Origin of the sequence: Salinicola halimionae (assembly GCF_003206065.1) — a bacterium.
GTDB classification, from domain to species: Bacteria; Pseudomonadota; Gammaproteobacteria; order Pseudomonadales; family Halomonadaceae; genus Salinicola; species Salinicola halimionae.
The window spans coordinates 1462226-1486519 of record NZ_PZJQ01000004.1 but is presented as its reverse complement, the minus strand read 5'-3'; the positions used below and the strand labels follow the sequence as shown (position 1 = coordinate 1486519).

Annotated in this window: 26 protein-coding genes; 17 read left to right on the top strand and 9 right to left on the bottom strand. The window is 59.4% G+C overall.

Annotated elements, in window-relative coordinates; translation table 11 throughout:
- Positions 1–172 precede the first annotated feature (172 nt).
- Entirely contained in the window at positions 173–1006 is an 834-nt protein-coding gene (locus DOM27_RS12505; RefSeq protein ID WP_157956766.1) for an HDOD domain-containing protein, read from the top strand.
- Positions 1007–1008: 2 nt separating this feature from the next.
- Here the strand turns inward: DOM27_RS12505 and DOM27_RS12500 are convergent, their stop codons facing one another.
- From DOM27_RS12500 to rutR, 5 genes are all read right to left on the bottom strand, one after another.
- Positions 1009–1476 (bottom strand): GAF domain-containing protein, encoded by a 468-nt coding sequence (locus tag DOM27_RS12500; protein WP_110656282.1) that lies wholly within the window; start codon positions 1474–1476, stop codon positions 1009–1011.
- Between the two features lie 156 nt (positions 1477–1632).
- Entirely contained in the window at positions 1633–2433 is an 801-nt protein-coding gene (locus DOM27_RS12495; protein ID WP_110656281.1) for a MetQ/NlpA family ABC transporter substrate-binding protein, read from the bottom strand.
- A 147-nt stretch (positions 2434–2580) separates the two neighbouring features.
- On the bottom strand, positions 2581–3234 hold the full coding sequence (locus tag DOM27_RS12490) for a methionine ABC transporter permease (protein ID WP_110656280.1): 654 nt from the start codon (positions 3232–3234) through the stop codon (positions 2581–2583).
- Positions 3215–4258, bottom strand: a complete 1044-nt coding sequence (locus DOM27_RS12485; RefSeq protein ID WP_110656279.1) for a methionine ABC transporter ATP-binding protein — start codon at positions 4256–4258, stop codon at positions 3215–3217. The genes DOM27_RS12490 and DOM27_RS12485 overlap by 20 nt, the downstream gene beginning before the upstream one ends.
- A gap of 367 nt (positions 4259–4625) precedes the next feature.
- The gene (rutR, locus tag DOM27_RS12480; protein WP_110656278.1) at positions 4626–5279 is read right to left on the bottom strand and encodes an HTH-type transcriptional regulator RutR; all 654 of its coding nucleotides are present in this window, start codon (positions 5277–5279) and stop codon (positions 4626–4628) included.
- A gap of 383 nt (positions 5280–5662) precedes the next feature.
- On the opposite strand from rutR, the gene DOM27_RS12475 reads away from it, so the two are divergent.
- From DOM27_RS12475 to DOM27_RS12425, 11 genes are all read left to right on the top strand, one after another.
- Positions 5663–6271, top strand: coding sequence for a riboflavin synthase subunit alpha (locus DOM27_RS12475; protein WP_110656277.1), 609 nt, complete (start codon positions 5663–5665; stop codon positions 6269–6271).
- 158 nt (positions 6272–6429) lie between these two features.
- Positions 6430–6981, top strand: coding sequence for an adenine phosphoribosyltransferase (locus tag DOM27_RS12470; RefSeq protein WP_110656276.1), 552 nt, complete (start codon positions 6430–6432; stop codon positions 6979–6981).
- Between the two features lie 85 nt (positions 6982–7066).
- A complete protein-coding gene (gpt, locus tag DOM27_RS12465) occupies positions 7067–7555 on the top strand; it encodes a xanthine phosphoribosyltransferase (protein ID WP_110656275.1) in 489 nt (162 codons plus the stop codon).
- An 18-nt stretch (positions 7556–7573) separates the two neighbouring features.
- The gene (gene ung, locus DOM27_RS12460) at positions 7574–8263 is read left to right on the top strand and encodes a uracil-DNA glycosylase (protein WP_110656274.1); all 690 of its coding nucleotides are present in this window, start codon (positions 7574–7576) and stop codon (positions 8261–8263) included.
- A 57-nt stretch (positions 8264–8320) separates the two neighbouring features.
- Positions 8321–8950: a uracil phosphoribosyltransferase gene (gene upp / locus DOM27_RS12455; protein ID WP_110656273.1), complete on the top strand. Its 630-nt coding sequence runs from the start codon at positions 8321–8323 to the stop codon at positions 8948–8950.
- Positions 8947–9576 carry a molybdenum cofactor guanylyltransferase MobA gene (mobA, locus tag DOM27_RS12450; RefSeq protein WP_245392698.1) on the top strand — a complete coding sequence of 210 codons (630 nt, stop codon included), beginning with the start codon at positions 8947–8949 and terminating at the stop codon, positions 9574–9576. Before upp ends, mobA begins: the two co-directional genes overlap by 4 nt.
- Positions 9573–10202, top strand: coding sequence for a molybdopterin-guanine dinucleotide biosynthesis protein B (mobB, locus tag DOM27_RS12445; RefSeq protein ID WP_110656272.1), 630 nt, complete (start codon positions 9573–9575; stop codon positions 10200–10202). The genes mobA and mobB overlap by 4 nt, the downstream gene beginning before the upstream one ends.
- Before the next feature lie 139 nt (positions 10203–10341).
- Positions 10342–11124 (top strand): cyclic pyranopterin monophosphate synthase MoaC, encoded by a 783-nt coding sequence (gene moaC / locus DOM27_RS12440; RefSeq protein ID WP_110656271.1) that lies wholly within the window; start codon positions 10342–10344, stop codon positions 11122–11124.
- Between the two features lie 15 nt (positions 11125–11139).
- On the top strand, positions 11140–11598 hold the full coding sequence (moaE, locus tag DOM27_RS12435; RefSeq protein ID WP_110656473.1) for a molybdopterin synthase catalytic subunit MoaE: 459 nt from the start codon (positions 11140–11142) through the stop codon (positions 11596–11598).
- On the top strand, positions 11595–12584 hold the full coding sequence (gene moaA / locus DOM27_RS12430; protein ID WP_110656270.1) for a GTP 3',8-cyclase MoaA: 990 nt from the start codon (positions 11595–11597) through the stop codon (positions 12582–12584). The genes moaE and moaA overlap by 4 nt, the downstream gene beginning before the upstream one ends.
- 160 nt (positions 12585–12744) lie before the next feature.
- The gene (locus DOM27_RS12425) at positions 12745–13035 is read left to right on the top strand and encodes an H-NS family histone-like protein (protein ID WP_110656269.1); all 291 of its coding nucleotides are present in this window, start codon (positions 12745–12747) and stop codon (positions 13033–13035) included.
- Positions 13036–13172: 137 nt separating this feature from the next.
- Here DOM27_RS12425 and DOM27_RS12420 read toward each other — a convergent pair whose 3' ends face one another.
- Positions 13173–14861, bottom strand: coding sequence for a ribonuclease J (locus DOM27_RS12420; protein WP_342588618.1), 1689 nt, complete (start codon positions 14859–14861; stop codon positions 13173–13175).
- Positions 14862–15234: 373 nt separating this feature from the next.
- Between DOM27_RS12420 and purU the strand changes: the two genes are divergently transcribed.
- The gene (gene purU, locus DOM27_RS12415) at positions 15235–16083 is read left to right on the top strand and encodes a formyltetrahydrofolate deformylase (RefSeq protein ID WP_110656268.1); all 849 of its coding nucleotides are present in this window, start codon (positions 15235–15237) and stop codon (positions 16081–16083) included.
- A gap of 107 nt (positions 16084–16190) precedes the next feature.
- On the opposite strand, the gene dinB is transcribed toward purU, so the two are convergent.
- A complete protein-coding gene (gene dinB, locus DOM27_RS12410; RefSeq protein ID WP_110656267.1) occupies positions 16191–17261 on the bottom strand; it encodes a DNA polymerase IV in 1071 nt (356 codons plus the stop codon).
- A 15-nt stretch (positions 17262–17276) separates the two neighbouring features.
- Positions 17277–17924, bottom strand: a complete 648-nt coding sequence (lexA, locus tag DOM27_RS12405) for a transcriptional repressor LexA (RefSeq protein WP_110656266.1) — start codon at positions 17922–17924, stop codon at positions 17277–17279.
- A 322-nt stretch (positions 17925–18246) separates the two neighbouring features.
- Between lexA and DOM27_RS12400 the strand changes: the two genes are divergently transcribed.
- The 3 genes from DOM27_RS12400 (at position 18247) to DOM27_RS12390 (ending at position 20716) form a co-directional block, all read left to right on the top strand.
- Positions 18247–18915: a TetR/AcrR family transcriptional regulator gene (locus tag DOM27_RS12400; protein ID WP_110656265.1), complete on the top strand. Its 669-nt coding sequence runs from the start codon at positions 18247–18249 to the stop codon at positions 18913–18915.
- Positions 18916–19049: 134 nt separating this feature from the next.
- On the top strand, positions 19050–20066 hold the full coding sequence (gene nagZ, locus DOM27_RS12395; protein ID WP_110656264.1) for a beta-N-acetylhexosaminidase: 1017 nt from the start codon (positions 19050–19052) through the stop codon (positions 20064–20066).
- A 77-nt stretch (positions 20067–20143) separates the two neighbouring features.
- Positions 20144–20716, top strand: a complete 573-nt coding sequence (locus DOM27_RS12390; protein WP_110656263.1) for a hypoxanthine-guanine phosphoribosyltransferase — start codon at positions 20144–20146, stop codon at positions 20714–20716.
- 85 nt (positions 20717–20801) lie between these two features.
- On the opposite strand, the gene ppsR is transcribed toward DOM27_RS12390, so the two are convergent.
- Positions 20802–21635, bottom strand: coding sequence for a posphoenolpyruvate synthetase regulatory kinase/phosphorylase PpsR (gene ppsR / locus DOM27_RS12385; RefSeq protein WP_110656262.1), 834 nt, complete (start codon positions 21633–21635; stop codon positions 20802–20804).
- Positions 21636–21911: 276 nt separating this feature from the next.
- On the opposite strand from ppsR, the gene ppsA reads away from it, so the two are divergent.
- Positions 21912–24284, top strand: coding sequence for a phosphoenolpyruvate synthase (gene ppsA / locus DOM27_RS12380; protein ID WP_110656261.1), 2373 nt, complete (start codon positions 21912–21914; stop codon positions 24282–24284).
- Positions 24285–24294 lie beyond the last annotated feature (10 nt).

Here is a 24294-nt window from a genome sequence, read left to right as displayed (position 1 = left end):
CCCGCGTCCAGCGCTGCACATAGGCTTTCATGTCGCCAGGGCGGCGACTTTCCCGCCGGATAGCCGGCGGGATTTTTTTGTTCGTCGGTTTGCCAAGAGCCGTGCTTCTGAACTGGATCCCACGACTTTTGGTAGAGCGGTCGATAACATGGGGGTAAAGCAGGAGTCGACCATGCCAATGAATTCACTTTTCGAACATATTCACCAGTTACCTAGTGTACCCGCCGTGGTCATCGAGCTGATCGCCAGTCTGGATAACGACAAGATCAGTGTCCATCGAGTTTCGGCCACCATTCGTAAAGATCCCAGTCTCAGTCTGAAACTGCTGCGTTCTGCCAACTCCGTGCGCTATGGCGTGGGTCGAAACGTGGCAACGATCGACGATGCCTTGCTGCTGCTGGGTTTTGATCGCGTGCGCACGCTTGTGATCGCCTCGGGCATGGTCGGTATGCTCAAGGAGGTGCCCGGTCTCGATCGCCAGGCGTTCTGGCGTGAGTCGTTCATGGTTGCCAATCTCAGTCGCACGATCGTGCGTCATAGCCAGTTGGAAGATCTAGCACCGGAAACCGCGTTTACCTGTGGCATTCTGCATCACGTGGGCTCGGCGCTAATGCATATCGCGCATCCAGACACCATGCAGCGAATCGATGCGTTGGTGGGTCAGGGTGCCCCGCGGGTCGAGCTGGAAGCCAACCAGTTCGGCTACACGTTCAGTGAAGTGGGTGCCGAGCTGGGGCGTCTCTGGCGCTTTCCGCAGACGATCTGCAATGCGCTGACGTATCAGGGCAAGCCGCTGGCGTCCATGCCATTCTCGGCGTACGCCGCCGCCGTCCACCTGGCGATTGGTCTCTACCAGAATATCGTCAGTGGCCGGCGCGAAGAGCATGCGCTGGGTGAGATGCCAAAAGAAGTCCGTCGACCGCTGGCGCTGGATCTGCTCTCGCTTTATGAAGATATCCTGCAGACCATGCGTTCGGACGACGAGCTAGGCATCTTTCTGGACTGAGGCTATGGCTCGGCCGAGCTCAGATCGCTGGCGGCAATGAACACGGCACACAAGCGCTCGATACCCGCCTGATCCGCTCTCGTGAATCGAGCCGGCACGGGGCTATCGATATCCAGCACGCCCCATACCCTGTCATCGACAACGATGGGCACCACCAGTTCTGAACGCGACGCGGCATCACAGGCAATGTGATCCGGCACCTCGTGCACGTCGTCGATGCGCTGCGTCTCGCGCGAGCGTGCTGCGGCACCGCAAACGCCTGAGGAAAACGGGATCGGGTTGCAGGCGGGCTGGCCCTGGAAAGGGCCCAAAATCAGCGTCTCTGGCTGCCGCTGAAGATAGAAACCGACCCAGTTCAGATCGCCAAGCGTCTGCGTAAGAAAGGCACTGGTCTGAGCCGCATTGGTCAGCCAGTCGCGAGTATCGAGCAGGGCCTTTAACTGACGTTCGAGGAAGCCGTAATCTGTCATCGTAGGTGTCCCCTCGTAATGATGAGTCTGGTAAGGCAGGCTCGGAAAGACAAGCCAGAAAGGTAAGCCAGAAAGGTAAGTTAGAAAAGACCAGCCAGAAACCAAAACCAGCGCCGGGGGCGCTGGTTTCGTGATTGCTGAGGACATCAGCAAGACTTACTTCCAGCCGGGAACGGCGCCGCCCTTGAACAGCTCCTGAGCTTTATCGGCAACGGCATCGGATTGGTAAGCCTTGACCAGCTCCTGAATCGCTTTGCGATCCTGGTCGCCACCCCGTACGACGATCAGATTGACATAGGGTGAGTCCGGGCCTTCCTTGACCAGTGCGTCATCCAGCGTCAGACCCGCGGGCTGCGTGAAGGTGCTGTTGATGAAGGCCATGTCCACGTCCTGCAGCACGCGTGGCATCTGGGCGGCCTCTATCTCCTTGAACGTGTAGCCGTGCGGGTTCTCGGTGATATCGATCGGCGTCGCTTCCAGATTTTCGGAGTCGTCGAGCGTGATCAGGCCCTGCTTGTCCAGCAGGATCAGCGAGCGACCTTCGTTGGTCGGATCGTTGGGTACGGCGATGGTGGCACCGTCGGGGAGATCCTCGATGCTGTCGTACTTGGCGGAGTAGGCGCCGATCGGATAGACGAACGTCTTGCCGGCAACAGCGAAATCATAGCCGCGATCGTTGACCATCGAGCGCATGTACGGCTCGTGCTGATAGGCGTTGGCATCCAGGCTGCCGTCGGCGAGTGCAGCATTGGGCGTGACGTAGTCGGTGAACTCGATGATCTCGACATCCAGGCCGTACTTGTCCTTGGCCACCTCTTTGGCTACCTGCATCACGTCGGTCTCCGGACCGGCCATGGTACCCACTTTGATGGTGTCCTCGGCGGCCTGCGCGGTGCCGGCTACCAGTCCCAGGCTTAGCGCAGCGGCGCTCAGCGTTCGCGTCAGTGAAATCGGCATTGGCGGGATTCTCCCTGATGGTGTTGCTATCGATGATTGAGGATGACGCTCTTGTCGGCGTCTGGTGACCGCTGGAATATAACGGAATAACAGCCGTCACGGTAATTCATTCTGGTTATGAATCTAATCCGCGTGGATCGGTCGTTTTTACTTGTGATCGCTTTTGCGCACCAGATAATCCCCCAGGCTCTGGAATACCTGCACCATGACCACGAGCACGACCACGGTGATCAGCATCACGGTCGGGTTGAAGCGGTTGTAGCCATAGCGGATGCCCAGATCACCGAGCCCGCCGCCACCCACGGCACCTGCCATGGCGGAGTAGCTCACCAGGGCGACGATGGTGATCGTCAGGCCGTTGATGATGCCGCCGCGTGCTTCCGGAAGCAGAACTTTCATGATGATTTGCATGGGCGTCGCCCCCATCGACTGAGCGGCTTCGACCAGGCCTGGAGACACCTCGTTCAGGGCGCCCTCGACCAGGCGAGCGACAAAGGGAATCGCGGCGATCGTCAGCGGTACCGCGGCGGCGTTGGTGCCGATGGAGCTACCGACGATCATGCGGGTGAACGGAATGATCGCTACCAGCAGGATGATGAACGGCACGGAGCGGCCGACGTTGGTGACGATGCCGAGGATGGTATTGACGATCGGCTGGGCCAGGATCTGGCGTGGTCGCGTCACGTAGAGCAATACCCCGAGCGGTACGCCGATCAGCGCGGATAGAATGCCGGCCACCGCGACCATGTAAAGCGTCTCGAGCGTGGATTGCCAGACGAGATCAATCAGTGCGCTGGACATGACCCATTACCTCCACGTGTAGATCAAAGGACTCGAGCGTAGCCAGTGCCTGGCGAGTCTGTGTCGGGCTACCCATCAGTTCGGCGATCATCAGCCCTAACGTGCGGCCCTGAATGGATTCGACCTTGGCTTGAAGGATGCTGACATCGATGCCGTGTTCTCGGGCCAGCTTCGAGATCAGCGGGGTAGCCACGCTGTCGCCGGAGAACGTCAGCCGCACCACCGGATGCGTGTTCGTTCCCGCTTCCGGCTCGAGACGCTCGATCAGGGCCTGCGGGGCTTCCAGCTTGAGAAAGTCATTCAGAAACTCTCGGCCCAGTTGCGTACCGGGTGCCGTGAAGAAGTCGCCGACGTCCGCGTCTTCGACCAGACGACCATCGGATATCAGCCCCACCCGATGGCAGATGGTTTTCACCACTTCCATCTCGTGGGTAATCAGCAGGATGGTCAGCCCCAGTTGTTGGTTGATCTCCTGCAGCAGCGTCAGGATCGACGCGGTGGTCTGTGGGTCGAGCGCGGAAGTCGCTTCGTCACACAGCAGCACCTTGGGGCGGCTAGCCAAGGCCCGGGCGATCGCCACGCGCTGTTTCTGACCGCCGGATAGCTGCGCCGGATATTGTGTCGTCTTGTCGGCCAGGCCGGTCATCTCGAGTAGCGGAGTGACACGCTCGCGGATAGTCTGGCGCGACTGGCCCATCAGTTCGAGCGGTAGGGCGACATTGTCGTAGACGGTACGATTGGTCAGCAGATTGAAGTGCTGGAAGATCATCCCGCACTGGTGGCGGGCCTGACGCAGGGCAGCGGCGTCCATGACGGTCAGCTCCTGGCCGTCGATGCTGACGCGACCGGCGGTCGGACGTTCGAGCAGATTGACGCAGCGGATCAGGGTCGATTTGCCGGCGCCGGAAAGGCCAATGACGCCGTGAATCGTGCCTTTCGGTACCTGCAGGTCGATATCTTTCAGCGCCTGCACGGCACCTGGCCCGCTACCGTAGGTTTTGGAGACATTGTCCAGTGAGATCATTAGGCGTGTCGAAAGCGTCTGTCTGGGAGTCGGATAAGCGGGGCATGATCTATCGCGCCAATAGAGGGGCCATTGGCGTCAGCTCCGCGTCGATGAGCGCGCTAGTATACGGATCTCGGTGGGTCGGAGCGACCGGAGCTTGAATGCTGGCATGGCGAAGGGCAGCACGTTATCGTCATGACAGGGGGCTTGCTTGCTCGAGCCAAAGGGAGGGCGCTTGACGCTGCGCTGTCCACACAGCGCTCTTAACAACGTCCGCTCAACAAATCCCTCTCGATTCGGCCCTTCATAACCCACTCGTTTCGTTCCGCCGAGGGGGCTATTGCAACCGACCATGATGTCATCGAAAGCCGTTTCAGCTCTCTTCCTACCGTGACAGCAAACCGCCCAGCACGATGCGCTGAATATTGTCGACCGTGGCTTCGAAGAAATCGGGGTCGGACAGCGTCTTGCCGGAAATCGCGTCAATCTGCACGGCGAAATCGGCGTAATGCTGCGTGGCACCCCACAGCAGGTAGATCAGATGATGAGGGTCGACGGGCAGCAGACTGCCGTGAGCGATCCATCCTTCGATGACCTTCGATTTTTCCTCCACCAGCGCGCGCAGATCGTGCTGTAGCTCTTCCTTCAGCAGTGGCGCGCCCTGGATCATTTCCAGGCAGAAGAGTCGCGACGACTGCTCGTGATCCCGCGACAGTTCGACCTTGATGCGAATGTAGTGACGGATGGCCGCTTCCGGAGTCTGATTGGCGTCGATGGCGCGTATCGGTTCCAGCCAGGTATTCAGAATCTGCTGCAACACCGAGATGTAAAGTTTTTCCTTGGATGGAAAGTAATAGAGCAGATTGGTCTTGGAGACGCCGGCCTGATCGGCGATGGCGTCCAGGCTGGCGCCGCGCAGGCCAAACTGCGAGAACAACGATAGCGCCGCGTCACGAATGCGTCGTTTGCGCGCTTCGCTGGCAGCGGCCCGGCCCGGAGTGGAAATGGCGGGGGAGGCGGAGGGCGTGGTTGGCGTCATGGGCGTCCTGGCTGACAAATCCCTGAATGGCTTGCCGATCCTCCACCCCAAGGCGTCGAACCAGGTCCATTACAGGTCGGTAACATTCGCCTCACTTTACCACGCCGGTTCGAAGCTGACGCCATCGACCCAGGTCAGGAACCAGACGGCTAGATCCCGCAGCCACAACACGGGACACACCCTTTTAGCGACACTGTCCGGTTGACCGGCGCGCCCGCATCGGGAACAAATCGGCGCGATGAATTGCGGGCAATTTCAGGATCGGGTAACGAAGACGTCAGTTTTCTGGCAGGCGTGGGCTGCGTGCTAGAATTCGAATCTGTATTGGCCGTCGAGAGTGTGCTCTCGGCGGTTCGCAAACCGTTCGGGTCAGGGAGAGGTTCATGTTTACCGGGATCGTGCAGGATGTGGGCACCGTGGTGGCGATCGAGGAACGTGAGCAGTTGCACACGCATGTGGTATCGATGGCGCCGGCAATGCGCGAAGGTTTGGCGCTGGGGGCGTCGGTATCCCACAACGGCTGCTGTCTGACGGTGACGTCGATCGAAGGGGAAAACGTCTGTTTTGACCTGATGCGTGAAACGTTGCGGCTGACCAATCTGGGTGATCTCGTCGCGGGAGATCGGGTAAATCTAGAACGGGCCGCGCGTTTCGGTGACGAGATCGGCGGGCACTCCATGTCCGGCCATATCATAGGTATGGCCAAGCTGGTAGAGATCGACGAAGCGCCCAACAACCGGCGGCTGTGGTTCGAATTGCCGACGAGTCTCGCCCGCTTCGTGTTCGATAAGGGCTACATCGGCATCGATGGCATCAGCCTGACGGTCGGGGCGGTCGAAGCCGGGCGTTTTTGTGTCAACTTGATTCCGGAGACACTGGCCAGGACAACGATCGGAGAGCGCATGCCTGGGGATCGGGTCAATCTCGAGATCGACCCGCAGACGCAGGCGATCGTCGAGACCGTGGAGCGCGTGATGGCGTCTCGCAGTTGACCGACGAGGACGTGGCCACGATAGGGTTACAGGACAGGGTCGCCACGGCTCGCGCCGCGGCGCCCGCTTGGGTAACATATGCGCCTTTGCGCCAAGAATCACCGTCCCACGACTGACTGTTTTCGGCGCGCCGTGTTCGGCCAATGGAGCATCCCCCGATGAGTAGCAGTATCTATGGCGACTATATCAAGTCGGTCATTCGCACCGTGCCCGACTGGCCGCAGCCCGGCGTCAATTTTCGCGACATTACACCACTGCTCCAAAACAGCGCTGCGTTTCGCAAGCTGATCGATAGCTTCGTGCATCGCTATCAAGAGCTCGAGGTCGATGCCATCGCCGCCATCGATGCGCGCGGATTCATAGTTGGTGCGCCACTGGCCTATGAATTGGGCTGTAGCTTCGTGCCGGTTCGCAAGAAGGGTAAGCTCCCATTTCGAACCATCAGCGAGACCTACACGCTGGAGTACGGAGAATCGACGGTCGAACTCCATGCCGATGCGTTTCGCGAGCATGATCGTATCGTGCTGATCGACGATATCATCGCGACAGGCGGGACCATGCTGGCGGCGGCATCGCTGATCCAACGCAGTGGTGGCCATATCGTCGAAACGGCGACCATTCTCGATCTGCCGGAGCTGGGTGGCTCGACCAAGATTCGCGAGGCCGGCTATAGCGTCTTCGCGGTTTGCAGCTTCACCGAAGACGAATAGGCTTCTCGGCGAGACACGCTTAGAGAAACCGTGAAAGGCCGCCGCCATTGTCCAATGGCGGCCCGATCAACAGGTTGGACCCGCCATGACCCTCAATCGTTATCAGCACCATTTCACCGTTTCCTGGGATCAGCTTCATCGTGATGTTCGGGCGCTTTGCCACCAGCTCATCGAACGCGATTTCCAGGGTATCGTGGCGATTACGCGGGGCGGGTTGATTCCGGCCGCACTGATCGCCCGCGAACTCGATATCCGTCTGATCGATACGGTCTGTATCAAGAGCTACGATGAACAGTCGCAGGGCAAGCTGGATGTTATGAAGGGCGTCGATCATGAAGGTGATGGCTGGCTGCTGGTCGATGACCTGGTGGATACCGGCAAGACCGCGCGCGCAGTGCGCGAGATGCTGCCCAAGGCGCATTTCGTCACCATCTACGCCAAGCCCGAAGGGCGGCCGCTGGTCGATCAGTACCTGACCGAGGTGGCTCAGGACTGCTGGATCGAGTTTCCTTGGGATCTGGGGCACGCCTACGTCGAGCCGCTGGTGAATCAGGTTCGCTCGCCAAAACCCTGACCGATGTGGAGCGAGTTCATGTCTCATTCACCGTTACCCGATAGCTGGAATGCCTACCTCGGAGAGGAGTTCAGTGCGCCTTACATGCAGTCGCTGCGAGCCTTTCTTGCCGAGGAAAAAGTGGCACACAAAGTCATCTATCCCCATTCTTCTCACTGGTTTCGCGCCTTCGAGCTTACCCCGATCGAGCGCGTGAAGGTGGTGATACTCGGTCAGGATCCCTATCACGGGCCGAATCAGGCCCACGGGCTCTGCTTTTCTGTGCGCCCCGGGGTCCCGACGCCGCCTTCGCTGCAGAATATCTACAAGGAGCTGGCCACGGACGTTGCTACTACGCCGGTCAACCATGGCTTCCTCGAGAGCTGGGCCGAGCAGGGCGTAATGCTGCTGAACAGCGTTTTGACGGTGGAGCAGGGCAATGCCGGCTCTCACCGCAATCGTGGCTGGGAAACTTTCACCGATCGCGCCATCCAGGTCATCAACGAGCGTTGCGACGGCGTCGTGTTTCTGCTGTGGGGCAGTTATGCCCAGAAGAAGGCGAGCTTCGTCGATCGCAGCAAGCATCTGGTACTGCACGCGCCGCACCCCTCACCGCTTTCGGCGCATCGGGGATTCTTCGGCACGCGCCATTTCTCGCAGGCCAACGCCTTTCTCGACGAACGAAACCTAGACCCCATCGACTGGCAATTACCCGCCAGCGTCGCCTGACTCTGGCTCCTCGCGTACAATATCGGCGTTTCCTCCATTATGACGAAGGCGCCGATCATGAGTGTGCATCCCATCTCCCATCCCCTGGTCAAACACAAGCTCGGACTGATGCGGGCGGCCGATATCAGCACCAAGAGCTTTCGTGAACTGGCTTGCGAAGTGGCCAAGCTGCTGACTTACGAAGCGACCCAGAACCTGGAGATGGAGCCGGCGACGATCGAAGGCTGGGACGGCTCGCCGATCGATGTCGAGCAAATCAAGGGCAAGAAAGTCACCATCGTGCCGATTCTACGTGCGGGTCTGGGCATGCTCGATGGCGTCACCGACCTGATTCCCAGTGCGCGTATTAGCGTCGTGGGACTCTATCGTAACGAAGAGACGCTGGAGCCGGTGCCCTATTTCGAGAAGTTTGTCAGCGACCTGGACGAGCGTCTGGCGATTGTCATCGACCCGATGCTGGCGACGGGCGGCTCGATGGTGGCGACGCTGGACATGCTCAAGCAGCGAGGCTGTCAGCAGATCAAGGTGATCGTGCTCGTGGCGGCGCCGGAAGGGATCGAGCGAGTGCAGCAGGCGTATCCGGACATCGAGATTTATACCGCCGCCATCGATGAACGGCTAGACGAGAACGGCTACATCGTCCCGGGATTGGGTGACGCCGGCGACAAGATCTTCGGCACGCGGTGATCGATCGCGCCGATGTTACCGGGGTGCTGCTCGCCGGCGGTCGAGGGCAGCGCATGGGCGGTGTCGACAAGGGCTGGTTGACTCTGGAAGGGGAGCCGCTGGTCGAACGAGCGCTACGCCGGGTGGCGCCCCAGGTCGATCGGATCGTCATCAGTGCCAACCGCCACGTCGACGATTATCGGCGTCTGGGTCATGCGGTCGTTACCGACTCGCTACCTGACTATCCCGGTCCGCTTGCCGGCTTGCTGAGTGCCTTGCCGATCGTCTCTACGCCTTGGGTCCTGCTGACGCCGGTGGATATGCCTTGGTTGCCGTTTGACCTGGTGCCTCGGCTTTCGAGTGCGATCGGCGAGGCGGATATCGTCGCTGCCCATGACGGCCAGCGGACTCAGCCGCTGGTCGCATTGATCCGCAGTTCGCTGTACGAGGATCTGGCAAGATGGGTGACGGAAGGCGGTAGCAAAGTCATCAGTTGGTACGGTCGCCATCGTTGGTGTCAGGTCGAATTTTCCAATCGGGAAGCGCAGTTCGCCAATCTCAACACCCCGCAGGAGCACAATTGGGCGGACCAAGGCGGCGGAGCGTCATCCGATTCACCAAGCTGCGATGCAGAGACACGCCGATGAATGGGCCGGACGACGTCAACGTCGAGATCGATGCCTCGTCCGATGAGGGCACGCTTGCCGCTGGTGCGATTCCGTTGCTCGGCATCGCGGCCTGGAGTGGCACCGGCAAGACGACACTGCTGGAAGCTTTGCTGCCGCGCCTGCGCGAGCGAGGTTGGCCGGCGGCTGTCATCAAGCACGCCCACCATGAATTCGACATCGACCAGCCCGGCAAGGACAGTCATCGTTTGCGCGAGGCCGGTGCGGCGCCGATGGTCGTGGCTTCCGGTCGGCGCTTCGCTCTGATGATGGAGACGCCCGGTCAGCCGGAACCCGATCTACCGTTGCTGGTGGCACAGGTCTCGGCCTTGAACCCCGCGTTGATTCTTGTCGAGGGTTTCAAGACATGGCCGATTCCTAAACTGGAACTGCATCGGGGTGATCACGATCAACCGCTGCTGGCCGAGCACGACTCATGGGTCGAGGCGGTGGCTTGCAAACTTGAAGAGGTGCCAGCGGAAACCCTGGCGCGGCTGCCGGCGAAGGTGGCTCGTCTTGAACTGGACGATCTCGAGTCAATTCTAGACTGGGTCGTCGCCTGGGCGGCCCGGCAGCGGCTTGGCCGAATTCGAAAGCCATTGCTCTAGTTTCGGCATCTCGATCATGATGACCATCGCCTCCCCTGTCGCCATTCTGAATTTATGCCGAGTGAATGACAGGCATTAACATGCTAGTCACACTACACTGACCGTTTGATCTAATGATTTGAAGCGAGGCCAATTCCGCATGACGCTCACGCATCTTAACGCCCGAGGCGAAGCGCATATGGTCGATGTTGCCGATAAGCAGGAGACGCGACGGGAAGCGCGCGCCTGCGGCGCGATCCATATGCAGGCCTCGACACTGGCGTTGCTGGCCGAAGGCGGGCTGCCCAAGGGAGATGTTCTGGCGACCGCCAGAATTGCCGGCATTCAGGCCGCCAAGCGGACCCATGAATTGATTCCCCTCTGCCATGCATTGGCGCTATCGAAAGTCAGTGTCGAATTCACCCTGGATGCGTCAAGCAACTGCGTGCATGTAGAGGCATTCTGTCGCCTCAATGGACGTACCGGCGTTGAAATGGAGGCGCTGACGGCCGTCTCCGTCGCGTGCCTGACGCTTTACGACATGTGCAAGGCGGTCGATAGGGGCATGACCATCGACGGAGTGTGTCTGGAAGAAAAGCGAGGTGGACGTTCCGGCAACTGGTCACGCGAGTCCGGGAGTGAATCAGACGACACTTCAGCGCGCAAAGTGGACACGTCATCCGTCGAAAATGCCGTCACGATTCATTTTCTGGCGGAGCTTCGGGAGCGATTAGCCATTGCCGAATTGACACTGGATTGGGCGCAGATCCCGTCCCAAGATATTGCGGGCGTCAAGCTGGGGTTGATCGACCGGGATCCCAAGTTCAAGGCGCTGCTGGATCAACGTGTCCTTTGCGCGCTCAATCAGGCCATGAGTCAGGATGGCGCTGCGATAGCGCCGGGAGACGAGATCGCTTTCTTTCCGCCGGTTACCGGTGGCTGAACGGGAGAGCTTATGATGATAGTCGCAAGAGTCCAGCCGGCTGCTTTCGACATTGGCGTTGAGCAGTGCGCTCTGACCGATGGCCGTACCGATATTGGCGCGGTCGTCAGTTTCACCGGGTGGGTGCGGGATTTCAACGAACGTCCCGACGTGACGGCGCTGACCCTGGAGCACTTCCCGGGGATGACCGAGGCGGCACTCCATGCGATCGCACAGGAAGCCAGTGCACGCTGGCCGCTTCAGGGCGTCACTATCATTCATCGCGTTGGACGCCTGGAGCCGGGAGAGGCAATCGTTCTGGCCATGGCCGCCAGCGCGCACCGTCACGCGGCGTTCGAGGCATGCGACTTCATCATGGACACTTTGAAAACGCGGGCCCCTTTCTGGAAAAAAGAGCACACCGAAAGTGGCTCATATTGGGTCTCGGAACGGCAAAGCGATCGCGACGCTGCGGATCGCTGGGAGCACTCATGACCGCTTTGATCGACAAATTCTCGCGTCAGGTCCGATATGTTCGAATTTCCGTCACCGACCGATGTGATTTTCGCTGTGTTTACTGCATGAGCGAAGAGATGACCTTCCTGCCGCGAGCACAAATTCTGACGTTGGAAGAACTGCATCAGGTGGCGCGTGCGTTCACAGAACTGGGCGTGGAAAAGATACGACTCACCGGCGGTGAGCCCTTGGTGCGCAAGGGGATTGATGATCTGGTGACGGATATCGGAAGTCTGCCGGGGCTGAAAGACTTCGCGATGACCACCAATGGGGCAAGCTTGCCCCGTTATGCCAGGGCACTGAAACAGGGCGGCATGGACCGGCTCAATATCAGTCTGGATTCTCTTGATCCCGAACGCTTCAGGCGGCTGACGCGTTCGGGAGATCTGACCAAGGTCATAGCGGGTATTCACGCCGCGCAGGATGCCGGCTTCGAGCGTATCAAGCTCAATGCGGTCATTCTGCGCGGCCGCAATGACGATGAGGTATTGGACCTGGTCGATTTCGCCCGCGACGAGCAGTTGGATATCAGTTTTATCGAAGAAATGCCGTTGGGAGATGTTTCGGATCACTCGCGTGGAGAAACTTTCTATTCGAGTGATGATGTACAGACGCGCATCGAGTCTCGCTATGCACTCATGCCGTCGCCGGAAACGACGATGGGACCATCGCGCTATTTCCGCATGGCTGATAGCCAGAGTCGAGTCGGCTTCATTTCTCCTCACAGCCACAACTTTTGCAGCACGTGCAATCGCGTCCGCGTCACGGTCGAGGGGAGGTTATTACTCTGCTTGGGTAACGAACATTCGGTGGATCTACGCGACACATTGCGTCGCTATCCAGGGCAACTGGAGCCACTCAAGGAGCAGATTATCGAGGCGATGGACTTGAAGCCGGAGCGCCATCACTTTTCCACGGATGGGGACGTGCAAGTCGTTCGCTTCATGAATATGACCGGTGGCTAAGAGGGTTGATCTTTAACCCCGAAAGATATTTTTCTCCAAAAGGCACGCCCAATAGGCGTGCCTTTTTTGATTTAATTTCTTGCCAAAAGGGGCGGTGAGAATATACTTTCATCAAAACACCCGGCGTAATGTCGTGTCCAAATCTAGCAAGGAGAGGACGATGTCCACCGAGTCTCTGGAACGCATCGCTCGCAATAAGAACGTTGCTCGCGCCGCTGCCCGTCAACTGAGCATGGAACAGTTACATAAACTGTCGGAAGTTATTGTCGAAGTGATCGAACAGAAGCAGGAAGAAGATCACGAGCGTCTGAAGGAAGAAGCCGATAAACAGAAAAAGTTGGCTGAAATTCGCGAGGCGATGAATAACGCTGGTTTGTCGATGGATGACTTGGTGGGAGAGCAGCCGCGAAAGCGTCGTGGCCGTCCACCGAAGAATGCCAACAAGGGCTGAACCGCAACCTGATAGCAGAAGACACGTCCGATATTGTCGTCGCGGTATTGCTGTCCCAAGGCAGGTTGAGTCGGCGCTGCCGACTGATGAAAAGCGCGTCTGTTATTAAACAGCCGCGCTTTTTTGTCTCGAGAGGGTTAGTGAGAGGGAATCGAGCGAACTTCATATTCCGGCTGAGGATCCGCCGGCATCAATTGCAGGTGAATCTCCGGCAGTGCCGGCAGACGTTGGTGCAGCCACTCGCGTAGCGGTCCAAAGAGCTGTTGGCGCAATTGTAATAGGGTCTCGGCGGGAATCATGTCAATTCGGTCGTCGAGCCAGTCGGCCAGCGCATCTTCGTCCAGAGGCAGCACGACTTCGCTATCCCACAATAGCCGACCAATGCGGGTCCAACCCGTCTCGGTCGGCAGAACGTTGAGCGCGATCGATAGTGTCAGAGCATGCTGGCGCGCTGAAACGGGAGGCGTTTGACCGCCGGGTCGTGCGCGTGAAGCAATCAACTGAGGCCGCAAATGATGTTGGGCTCTCGATACCAGAGTCTCGGCTTCCAACGCTAGCACGGTGCCGTTTTTGACCAAATGTGGCACATGAATGCCGAGTGCCGTGGCCAGTTCGCGATGAGCTTCCTGGTGTGAAGCTTCGCCATGTACCGGCAGCAGCATTTTGGGACGCAACCAGGCATAGAGTTGGCGCAATTCTTCTCGAGCCGGGTGCCCGGAGGCGTGAAGCGCGGGATCGGTATGTTCGTCATGAACGTTGACGCCGATTCGCTTGAAACCGGCTTTGAGACGACCGATGAGTCGCTCGTTGCCAGGAATGGCGCGAGCCGAAAAGATGACGTCATCTTCTGGCTGCAAATCGACGGCGGAATGTCGGCCCTGAGCCATCCGTGACAACGCCGAGCGCGGTTCTCCCTGACTCCCGGTCGCAATGATCAGAACTTCCTCGGGAAGCAGATAGCCCAGATCATGGGCCGGAACACGAGGTGGAAAATCGTCCAGGTAGCCGAGCTGCAGCGCGATCGCCACCATGCGTTCCATCGAGCGGCCCAGCAATGCAACCCGACGACCACTGCGTTCCGCAATCTTCCCCAACGCCTTGATCCGCGCGATGTTGCTGGCGAAACAGCTGACAATGACGCGGCCGCGGCAGTCCTGGATGACTGCCTCCAGCGCGCTGGCCGCCTCCGTCTCGCTACGTGAATGTCCTTCGACATCGGCGTTGGTCGAATCGGCCACGACGAGGTCGACCGGTGCCAATGCCTCGAACTGGGCAGCAGACAGCGGGGCACCGATGAGGGGGCGTTCATCCAGCTTCCAGTCGCCAGTGTGGAGCACGCGACAGCGTGGCGTGACGATGGATAACGCGCAACTCTCCGGTATTGAGTGCGTCACCGGCAGGAAGGTCAACTCGAACGGGCCGACGGCGACGCTAGCGCCAGGCTGAATCGGCGTGAGAGCGTCAGTCTTGAGACCCTGCTCGATAAATTTGGTGCGCAGCATTTCGATGGCGAATGGCGTGGCATAGACAGGGCAGTTCCAGCGCGGCCAGATCCAGGCGAGGGCGCCCAGGTGGTCCTCATGTCCATGGGTGATGAAAACCGCCGACGGCACCATGGCATTGGCGGCCAGATGTTCGACATCGGGAATCTGCAACGGTTGATCCGGCAGATCTTGGCGAATCATCATGCCGCAGTCGACTGCGATCCAGTTGCCATCATAACCGTAGAGTGACAGATTCATGCCGATTTCACCGCAGCCACCCAGAGGATGGAACAGTAACGGTGGAAAAGAGCGGGGGCGGATCTGCGCGCGCGGACGAAACATCGGCATCCTTAAAGGGGAAATCTGGTTTCACTATAAGTCATGCCTCTTGACCCGCTCAAACCCGCGTTGCGCTGGCCGACGCAGAGGGATGGGGTACAATGCGGACCGGACGGGGTGGCGAGGCACTCGCAGGTACGACACAATTTGGCGCCTGGGTCGGGATGGCGCATTCTGCACCACATCGGAAAAGGAGGTGTCCTCGTTCCGTCGAACGTTATGCCCGGCGCTGACGAGCGTTCGCTGGCTGCCAAACCCGATCACGCCGAATGGGCCCGCTGTGGCGTCGAGCCCTGGCCCGTCACGTCTTTTTTCAAGTTACCCAGATTCGACTGACCCAGATTCGAGTCATCCAGCAAAGAGTAGCGCGAGAGTTATGCCGCACCATTATCGTCTGATTGTCTCATGCCCCGACCGTGTCGGCATCGTCGCACGCGTGGCGGGATTCATAGCGGCACAGAATGGTTCGATCATCGAAGCCAGCCAACACTCCGACCTGGACGTCGGGCGTTTCTTCATGCGTTACGATATTCAATCGGATACGTTGAGCGCGGAGGACTTTCGAGAGGCGTTCGCCTCCATCGCCGAGGCGTTCGAGATGACATGGCGGCTCAGCGATTCCGCCCGGCGCCAGCGCGTAGTGATCATGGTGTCGCGGGAATCGCACTGCCTGGTCGACCTGCTCTACCGCTGGTCAGTCGGGGAGCTGGGCTGCGATATTCCCTGTGTGATCTCCAATCATGAAGAGTTGCGCTCGTTGGTGGCTTGGTACGGGATTGCGTTTCATCATGTGCCGGTGGACTCCAGTGACAAGGCTCCCGCCTTTGCCGAGACCGAACGTCTGATCGAAGCGGCACAAGCCGACAGCGTGGTGCTCGCTCGATACATGCAGATCCTGCCGCCTGATGTCTGCCAGCGTTATGTCGGGCGGGTCATTAATATCCATCACAGTTTCTTGCCGTCCTTCGCCGGGGCAAAGCCCTATCATCAGGCGTTCGAACGCGGCGTGAAACTGATCGGGGCTACCTGCCACTACGTGACCGAGGATCTGGACGCGGGGCCGATCATCGAGCAAGACATCCAGCGCGTTTCGCACTGTCATACGCCTCAGGATCTGGTGCGTTTGGGGCGCGACGTGGAAAAAGCCGTGCTGGCTCGCGGCTTACGCTGGCATCTGCAGGATCGAGTGCTCATTCAGGGTAACAAGACGGTAGTCTTTTCCTGACGTGGATATCGCCGAATCCGATAGCTACCTGAAATGTCTTTCACTGACCGGTAGCAAAGCTTGGCGAGAGCCCGGGAGTGGCCACGAAGCATGATCGCCGACAACGCTCAGGCAGGGTTCAGCGGGTCGGTATCTTCGAACAGCAATAGCTGACGTTGGTCCTGTTCCGGGCTCAGACGCACGCCGACGCCCAAAAGTCTGACCGGCCTTTCCCCGCGGTGCCAGGCGCTCTCCAACAGTTCATGAAATCGCGCGTTGATGATACCGCTCGCGCCAGTCTCCTGGGTCGTGCTGGCGAAGTCGTTGAAGCGCACTTTGATGAACTGCTTGTTGATGGCGGGATCACCATGGCGCGCCAGCCGTTGATGCAGCTTTTCGATCAGTGGCGCCAACGAGTGGTGACAGCTGGCCAGGTCGGGGAGGTCACGATCATAGGTCGTCTCGACGCTGACCGACTTGCGTTCCCGTGAGACGTTGACCGGACGCTCATCGATGCCGTGGGCCAGTTCATGGAGTCGCTGCCCGAACTTGCCGAACTGGTCCAGTAGCCGGTCCAAAGGTTGGGCGCGCAGATCGGCGCAGTTGACGATGCCCAGCGAGTCGAGCTTGGATGCCGTCGCCGGGCCGACACCGTGAAGTTTCTTGACCGGCAGGTCGGTGATGAACGACTCCGTCTGATCCGGCGGAATCACGAACAGACCGTCGGGCTTATCCCAGTCGCTGGCGATCTTGGCAAGAAACTTGTTGGGCGCAACACCGACCGAAATGACGATGCCTGTCCTCGCCAACGCCTCCTGCTTCAGCCACTGGGCCATCCAGGTAGCACTGCCTTGAAATCGCATGACGTCGGTGACGTCGAGATAAGCCTCGTCGAGGGACAATGGCTCGACCCAGGGCGTCAGCTCATGAAAGATAGCCTGAATCTGCTGCGAGACTTCTCGATACTTGTTGAAGTCCGGCGGCATCATTTTCAATTGAGGACACAGCCGTAAGGCTCTGGCCGTTGGCATGGCCGAATGTACGCCGTACTTTCGAGCAGGATAGTTGCAGGTCGCCACGACGCCACGGCGATCGGCGCTGCCACCGATCGCCAGAGGAACGTCTCTCAGCGCGGGGTCGTCGCGCATTTCGACGGCGGCATAGAAACAGTCGCAGTCGGCGTGCAGAATCTTGCGCATGGCGCTAGACCGTGATCAATGAAGGCCGACGCCGTTGCCGCCACGGATGACGCCGACGCCAAGCCCTTCAATTTCCAGATGCTGATGCTTGAGGTCGATCACGATCGGCTCGAAGTCAGGATTCTCAGCGATCAGCGTGACGCGACTTCCTTCGCGCTGAAAACGTTTGACCGTGACATCGTCCTCGAGCCTTGCGACAACGATCTGGCCGTTGCGAATCTGCTGAGTGCGATGAACGGCGAGCAAGTCACCGTCAAAAATGCCCGCCTCTTTCATGGACAGGCCGCGGACACGCAGTAAATAGTCGGCGGCAGGTGAGAAGTAGTCGGCCGGTAACGGGCAATAGCGATCGATATGCTCGGTGGCGAGCATCGGACTACCGGCGGCTACGCTACCGATGATCGGAAGGCCCGAGGGTTGGGCATCGGCGGGTTCGGAGTCGCTGGTGCCTACCGGGAGGCGAATACCGCGAGACGTCCCCGGGATCATTCGAATCACGCCCTTGCGATCCAGTGCTCGCAGATGCTCCTCGGCGGCGTTGGGGGAGCGGAAACCCAGCGCGCGAGCGATTTCGGCTCGCGTCGGCGGATAGCCGAATTCGCTCATCGTCTTGACGATGAAATCATAGACATTCTGCTGCCGCGCGGTGAGTGGTCTCGCCATTGTTCTCTCCCATCCCCGTGTCGATAGTCGGTCAGGCGTGTTTGGGCCTGTTTGAATAGCCAGGCATATCCGGGTCTGTTCGGATAGCGAGGCACGGTGAGGCCTGCTCGAACAGCTAGCGTGTCTGGTACTGGTAAACGGCCAGGCGTGTTCATGTATACAGCCTGGAATTGTATCCAGTCATGCGCGATGAGGGAAGCGCCTTTGCCGTTGATGACCGGACTCGACGGTGGTCTGACCGAATGCCCGATTGTGCGGGCTGTCCCTGAGTGATTAGAATCATGGCCGTCCTAAGTCGTTGTTCTCAGGCGCGAGGTATGACATGGCTCAATCCGATACCGTTACTCGTATTCTCGATACGGCGGAGATCCTTTTTGCCGAAAAGGGTTTCGCCGAAACCTCGCTGCGCAATATCACCACGCGGGCCAAGGTCAATCTCGCCGCGGTGAACTACCATTTCGGATCGAAGAAATCACTGATCCAGGCGGTCTTCGCGCGTTATCTCGATCCGTTCGCCGCGCGTTTGAATACGGCTCTCGACGTCCTGGAGTCCCGCTATCAGGGGAAGCAGGTGCCGCTCGAAATACTGCTCGAGCAACTCGCTACCAGCGTTCTTGAGGTCCCTGCCGAGCGCAATAGCCTCAAGATATTCATGAAGTTGCTCGGGCTGGCCTATACCCAGGCTCAAGGGCATCTGAGGCGTTATATTCAAGAACACTACGGTGAGACCTTTCATCGCTTCGTCGAATGCCTGCGCCTGGCAACGCCGGATTTGCCGGACGTCGAGCGATTCTGGCGTCTGCACTTCATGCTGGGTACGGTGGTATTCACCTTGTCGGGGTTGGATGCGCTGCGTGATATCGCCGACAACGAGTATCAGGACCACATGACGGTACGCGAGCTGATTCGTCACCTGCAGCCGGTGGTGGTGGCCGGCATGCGAGCGCCGCTTCCTGCAGCGCTGGCAGAGCGCGCGCCGATGACCGATTGACGCGCCAGGTGTGCGATAGGGTGATGAGCTGGGGGTGAGGCGATAGGGTGGGCGATAGGTTGCGTCACCCTGCCTCTGTCATGCTCCCGCGGTGTCGTCTAGAATCGGTCGCTCAATGGTCTCAGGTGTTTGCTATGACTCAACCTCTCGGTCCGGTCATGCTGGATGTCGAAGGCACTCAGCTACGTGACGAAGAGCGGCAATTGATCTCGCGTGCGGAGGTCGGTGGCGTGCTGCTGTTTGCCAGGAATACACCGGACGTGGCCACGACGCAGGCGCTGATCAGCCAGATTCGAGAATGTCGCCCCGATATTCTGGTGGCCATCGATCAGGAGGGTGGACGGGTACAGCGCTTGAAGAATGGCGTGACGCAGATACCGCCCATGGCGATGCTGGGCCGCCTGTTCGCCGATTCTCCCGAAGCGGCGCTGACGCTGACGCAGGACACGGGGTGGCTGCTGGGAATGGAGATGGCAGCCTGCGGGTTCGATCTCACCTTTGCCCCGGTCCTCGACCTCGACGACGACCAGTCCCCGGCTATCGGGTCGCGCAGCTTCTCACCGGACCCCGAAGTGGTGAGTACGCTGGCCGGCGCTTTTGTCGATGGATTGCATGAGTCGGGCCTGGTAGCGATCGGCAAGCATTTTCCCGGCCACGGTGGGGCCCGTCAGGATTCCCACTTCAAGGTCGCCGAAGACCCGCGGCCGCTGGCGGCGCTGCGAGAGCACGACCTTATCCCCTTCGCCAGGCTGGCCGGCAAGCTCGACGGGATCATGCCGGCGCATGTCATCTATTCTGCCTTCGATGATCGGCCCGCAGGCTTTTCCCCCAGTTGGCTAGGCATGTTGCGTGAAGAGCTGGGGTTCAAAGGCGCCATCTTTTCGGATGACTTGACGATGGCGGCGGCGCACGCCGCAGGCGCTCCCGGAGAGCGTGCCGAGGCGGCCTGGAGCGCCGGTTGCGACATGGCGGTGATCTGCAATGCGCCCGCTGATGCTCGCGAAGTCGTGGCCGCCTGCGAAGGGCGTCAGGCCCAGCGCATTGCCAAGCTGCGGTATGCCCGTGCCCGACCCAGCCTGGAGTCACTGGCGGCCATCTCCCGCTGGCGGCGGACCCACGCCCGTCTCAAAGCGCTCAACGAATCCGAGTGACCCAGGGCGAATGCCGATATTTTTCACGGTGGCGGCGTATGGGTCGCCGCCGCGCTTTTCATGGTGAATGGTAAATAATGACTCACTCTCCTCCGATTGATGCTCTGAGTTCGATGCAGGATGTGATGGATAATGCGGACTGCTTGATCGATCAGGCTCAGGTCGAGCAGGCGCTGGATCGCATGGCTGCCGACATTACCCGGGAATTAGGCGAAAAACTTCCGGTCTTCTACTGCGTCATGAATGGCGGACTGATTACCACAGGCCATCTTCTGACTCGGCTCGGCTTTCCTCTGGAGGTCGATTATCTTCATGCCACGCGATATCGGGGCGGCATACGGGGGGGCGAGCTATTCTGGCGCGTTTCGCCGGAGGTACCCATGGCCGGTCGTCACGTGGTCATCGTCGATGACATCCTCGATGAAGGGGCGACGCTCGCGGCAATACTCGACTACTGCCGGCAGGCTGGCGCTGCCAGCATCTCGACGGCGGTACTGGTCGATAAACGTCACGATCGCAAGACCACGCCGGACCTCAAGGCCGACTACTGTGGACTGGAAGTGGTGGACCGCTACGTGTTTGGCTTCGGCATGGACTACAAGGGTTACTGGCGCAACGCGCCGGGGATCTTCGCTCCTAAGGGCTTATGACTGACGATGGGCTTGTGATGTGTCGCTCGATAGCGCCGCGTTAGGTGGTGCAGTCAGTCATGATGAAGTTTCTCCTTCAGCCCGCTCAACGCGGGCTGAAGCGTCTTTGCAGTCCAGATTCGTTGATCATCCGGGTGGAGATCTCCTCGATCGAGAAGCGAGTCGTGTCGATATAGGAAATATGGTGTCGGCGGTAGAGCGCTTCGGCCTGCCCGATTTCCTGCATACATTGGTCCATCGAGCAGTAGCGACTGTCGGGCCGGCGCTCGGTGCGAATGGCCGCTAGCCGGCGAGCGTCGATGGTCAGCCCGAACAGCTTGTGGCGGTATTGAGCCAACGATGGCGGCAGATTGAGAATTCCGTTTTCGTCCAGATCATCCTCGGTCAGCGGATAGTTAGCTGCTCGAATGCCGAACTGCAGCGCCAGATAGAGCGAGGTCGGCGTCTTGCCGCAACGGGAGACACCGATCAGGATGACATCCGCCTCCTGGTACTGATGCGTCCTCGCCCCATCGTCGTTATCGAGAGCGAAGTTGACCGCCTCGATCCGATGCATATAGACGTCGTCACGACCGATCGCGTGGGTACGGCCGACGGTATAGGTGGAGTGCGTTTCCAGTTCTTCCTCCAGCGGTGCGAGAAAGGTAGAAAAAATGTCGACCTTGAACGCCGATGCCTCGGCAACGATGTTGCGGATCGCCTGATCGACAATGGTATCGATGACGATTGGACGAATGCCGTCGCGTTCGGCGGTCGCTTCGATGATGCCGACCAGCGAGCGCGCCTTGTCGAGCGTGTCGATGTAGGGCTTGGTGACCTGGATGAATTCGGTGTTTTCGAACTGCGAAAGCAGGCTGCGGCCGAGAGTTTCCGCCGTAATACCGGTGCCGTCGGAAATGAAGAAAGCGGTGCGGGGCATGGCGTTCGTCCAAATGTGTCGGTTTCCCATTGTCGGCTGAAAATCCCCACGTGGGCAACTCGTTGCCGTCGAGCGACGGCGACTACAGAAAACTTCGAAATCTCCCGATTCCTGTAGAAATACTCCAAACTCTACGCCCTTAAACTTCTGGCTAAGCCCATGGTCGCCTGTTAGCTTCTGGCTCCATCAAGGTGCAGCGGAATGCGCCATGTTTAATGAGCCTTGTTCAGTGAACAGCGATGAGCAGCGGCCAGTTGAGATGACCAGGAGATGACTTTGGAACCTTTCATTATCACTTTCGAGCAACTGGGAATGTCCGACGTCGAACGCGTCGGTGGCAAGAACGCCTCACTCGGGGAGATGATTTCCAACCTGGCGGATGCTGGCGTCACTGTGCCGGGCGGCTTTGCCACCACGGCCCATGCCTATCGTGAGTTTCTCGCCCATGATGGGTTGAACGACCGAATCAACGCCGAGCTTTCCCGTCTCGACGTCGACGATACCGAAATGTTGGCCAAGGTGGGCGAGAAAGTCCGTCAATGGGTGATCGATACCCCATTGCCGCCTGCCTTTGAACGCGCGTTGGCTGACGCCTACCAGACGCTGCAAGCCAAGCACCCCAATCTCAAGGTGGCGGTGCGGTCGTCGGCGACCGCCGAAGATCTGCCTGACGCTTCGTTCGCCGGTCAGCAGGAAACCTTCCTCAATATCGATGGCTTCGACAACGTCAAACGCGCGGTCCACGAGGTCTTCGCTTCACTGTTCAATGATCGTGCCATCTCCTATCGGGTGCACCGCGGCTATGCCCACGAGAACGTCGCATTGTCGGCTGGAATCCAGAAGATGGTGCGTTCAGAGACGGCGGCAGCGGGGGTGATGTTCACGCTCGATACCGAGTCCGGCTATCGCGACGCGGTGTTCGTCACTGGCGCCTGGGGTCTGGGCGAAACGGTGGTTCAGGGCGCGGTCAACCCTGACGAGTTCTACGTTCACAAGCAGACGCTTGCCGCCGGCAGGCCGGCCGTGCTGCGTCGCACGTTGGGCTCCAAGCGGCTCAAGATGGTCTATACGGACGATACGGCCGCGGGACGATCGGTCAAGACCGTTGACGTTGCGCATGCGGATCGGCAGCGTTTCTGCCTGAGCGATGACGATGTCATGGAGCTGGCGCGCCAGGCCGTGACCATCGAACAGCACTACGGCCGTGCGATGGACATCGAATGGGCTCGGGACGGCGACGACGGCAAGCTTTACATCGTCCAGGCGCGCCCGGAAACGGTGGTATCCAATCAGCAAGTTGGCACGCTGGAACGTTTCACGCTCAAGAGCAAAAGCCGTGTGCTGGTCGAGGGCCGTGCCATCGGTCAACGCATTGGCCAGGGCAAGGTCAAGCTGGTGGGATCGCCGGAAGAGATGCATAAGGTGCAGCCTGGCGACGTGCTGGTGACCGACATGACCGATCCCGACTGGGAGCCGATCATGAAGCGCGCGTCCGCTATTGTCACCAATCGTGGTGGACGCACCTGTCACGCGGCGATCATTGCCCGCGAGCTTGGTATTCCGGCAGTGGTCGGCTGTGGCGATGCCACCGAGCTGTTGCAAGACGACGTCGAAGTGACGGTGTCGTGCGCCGAGGGCGATGCCGGCCACGTCTATCAAGGCAAGCTCGAGTACGATTGTCAGACCACCAGCGTCGATGGCATGCCGGACATTCCGTTCAAGATCATGATGAACGTGGGCAACCCGGACCGGGCTTTCGCTTTCGCGGGGCTGCCCAATGAAGGTATCGGGCTGGCGCGGCTCGAATTCATCATCAATCGCATGATCGGCGTTCACCCCCGTGCGCTGATGGATTACGACAAGCTTTCCAGCGATCTGCAACAGACCATCGACTTGCGGATCGCGGGATATGCCGATCCGGTCAGCTTCTATGTCGATCGGCTCGTCGAGGGGATTTCGACGCTGGCGGCGGCGTTCTATCCCAAGCGTGTGATCGTGCGGCTGTCCGACTTCAAATCCAACGAATACGAGAATCTCATCGGAGGCAAGCTTTACGAGCCGGGCGAAGAAAATCCGATGCTGGGTTTCCGCGGCGCGTCACGCTATATCTCGGATGACTTCCGGGCCTGTTTCGAGCTGGAGTGCCGGGCGTTGAAGCGCGTTCGCGACGAGATGGGGCTGAACAACGTCGAGATCATGGTGCCGTTCGTGCGCACGCCCGCCGAGGGCAAGGCGGTCGTCGACCTGCTCGAGGCCAACGGGCTGAAGCGGGGCGAGGAGGGGCTGAAGATCATCATGATGTGCGAGCTGCCCTCAAACGCGCTGTTGGCGGATGAGTTTCTCGAGTATTTCGACGGCTTCTCCATCGGCTCCAACGATCTGACCCAATTGACGCTGGGACTGGATCGCGATTCAGCCATCATCGCGCATCTATTCGACGAGCGGGATCCGGCCGTCAAGAAGCTCCTGTCGATGGCGATTCAGGCCTGTAAGGCGCAGGGCAAGTACGTGGGCATCTGCGGTCAGGGTCCGTCTGACCATCCAGAACTGGCGAAGTGGCTGATGGAGCAAGGGATTGATTCCGTTTCATTGAACCCGGACGCGGTGCTCGAAACATGGTTCATGCTGGCGGGCGAAACACTGGGCTGATTCGTCGATC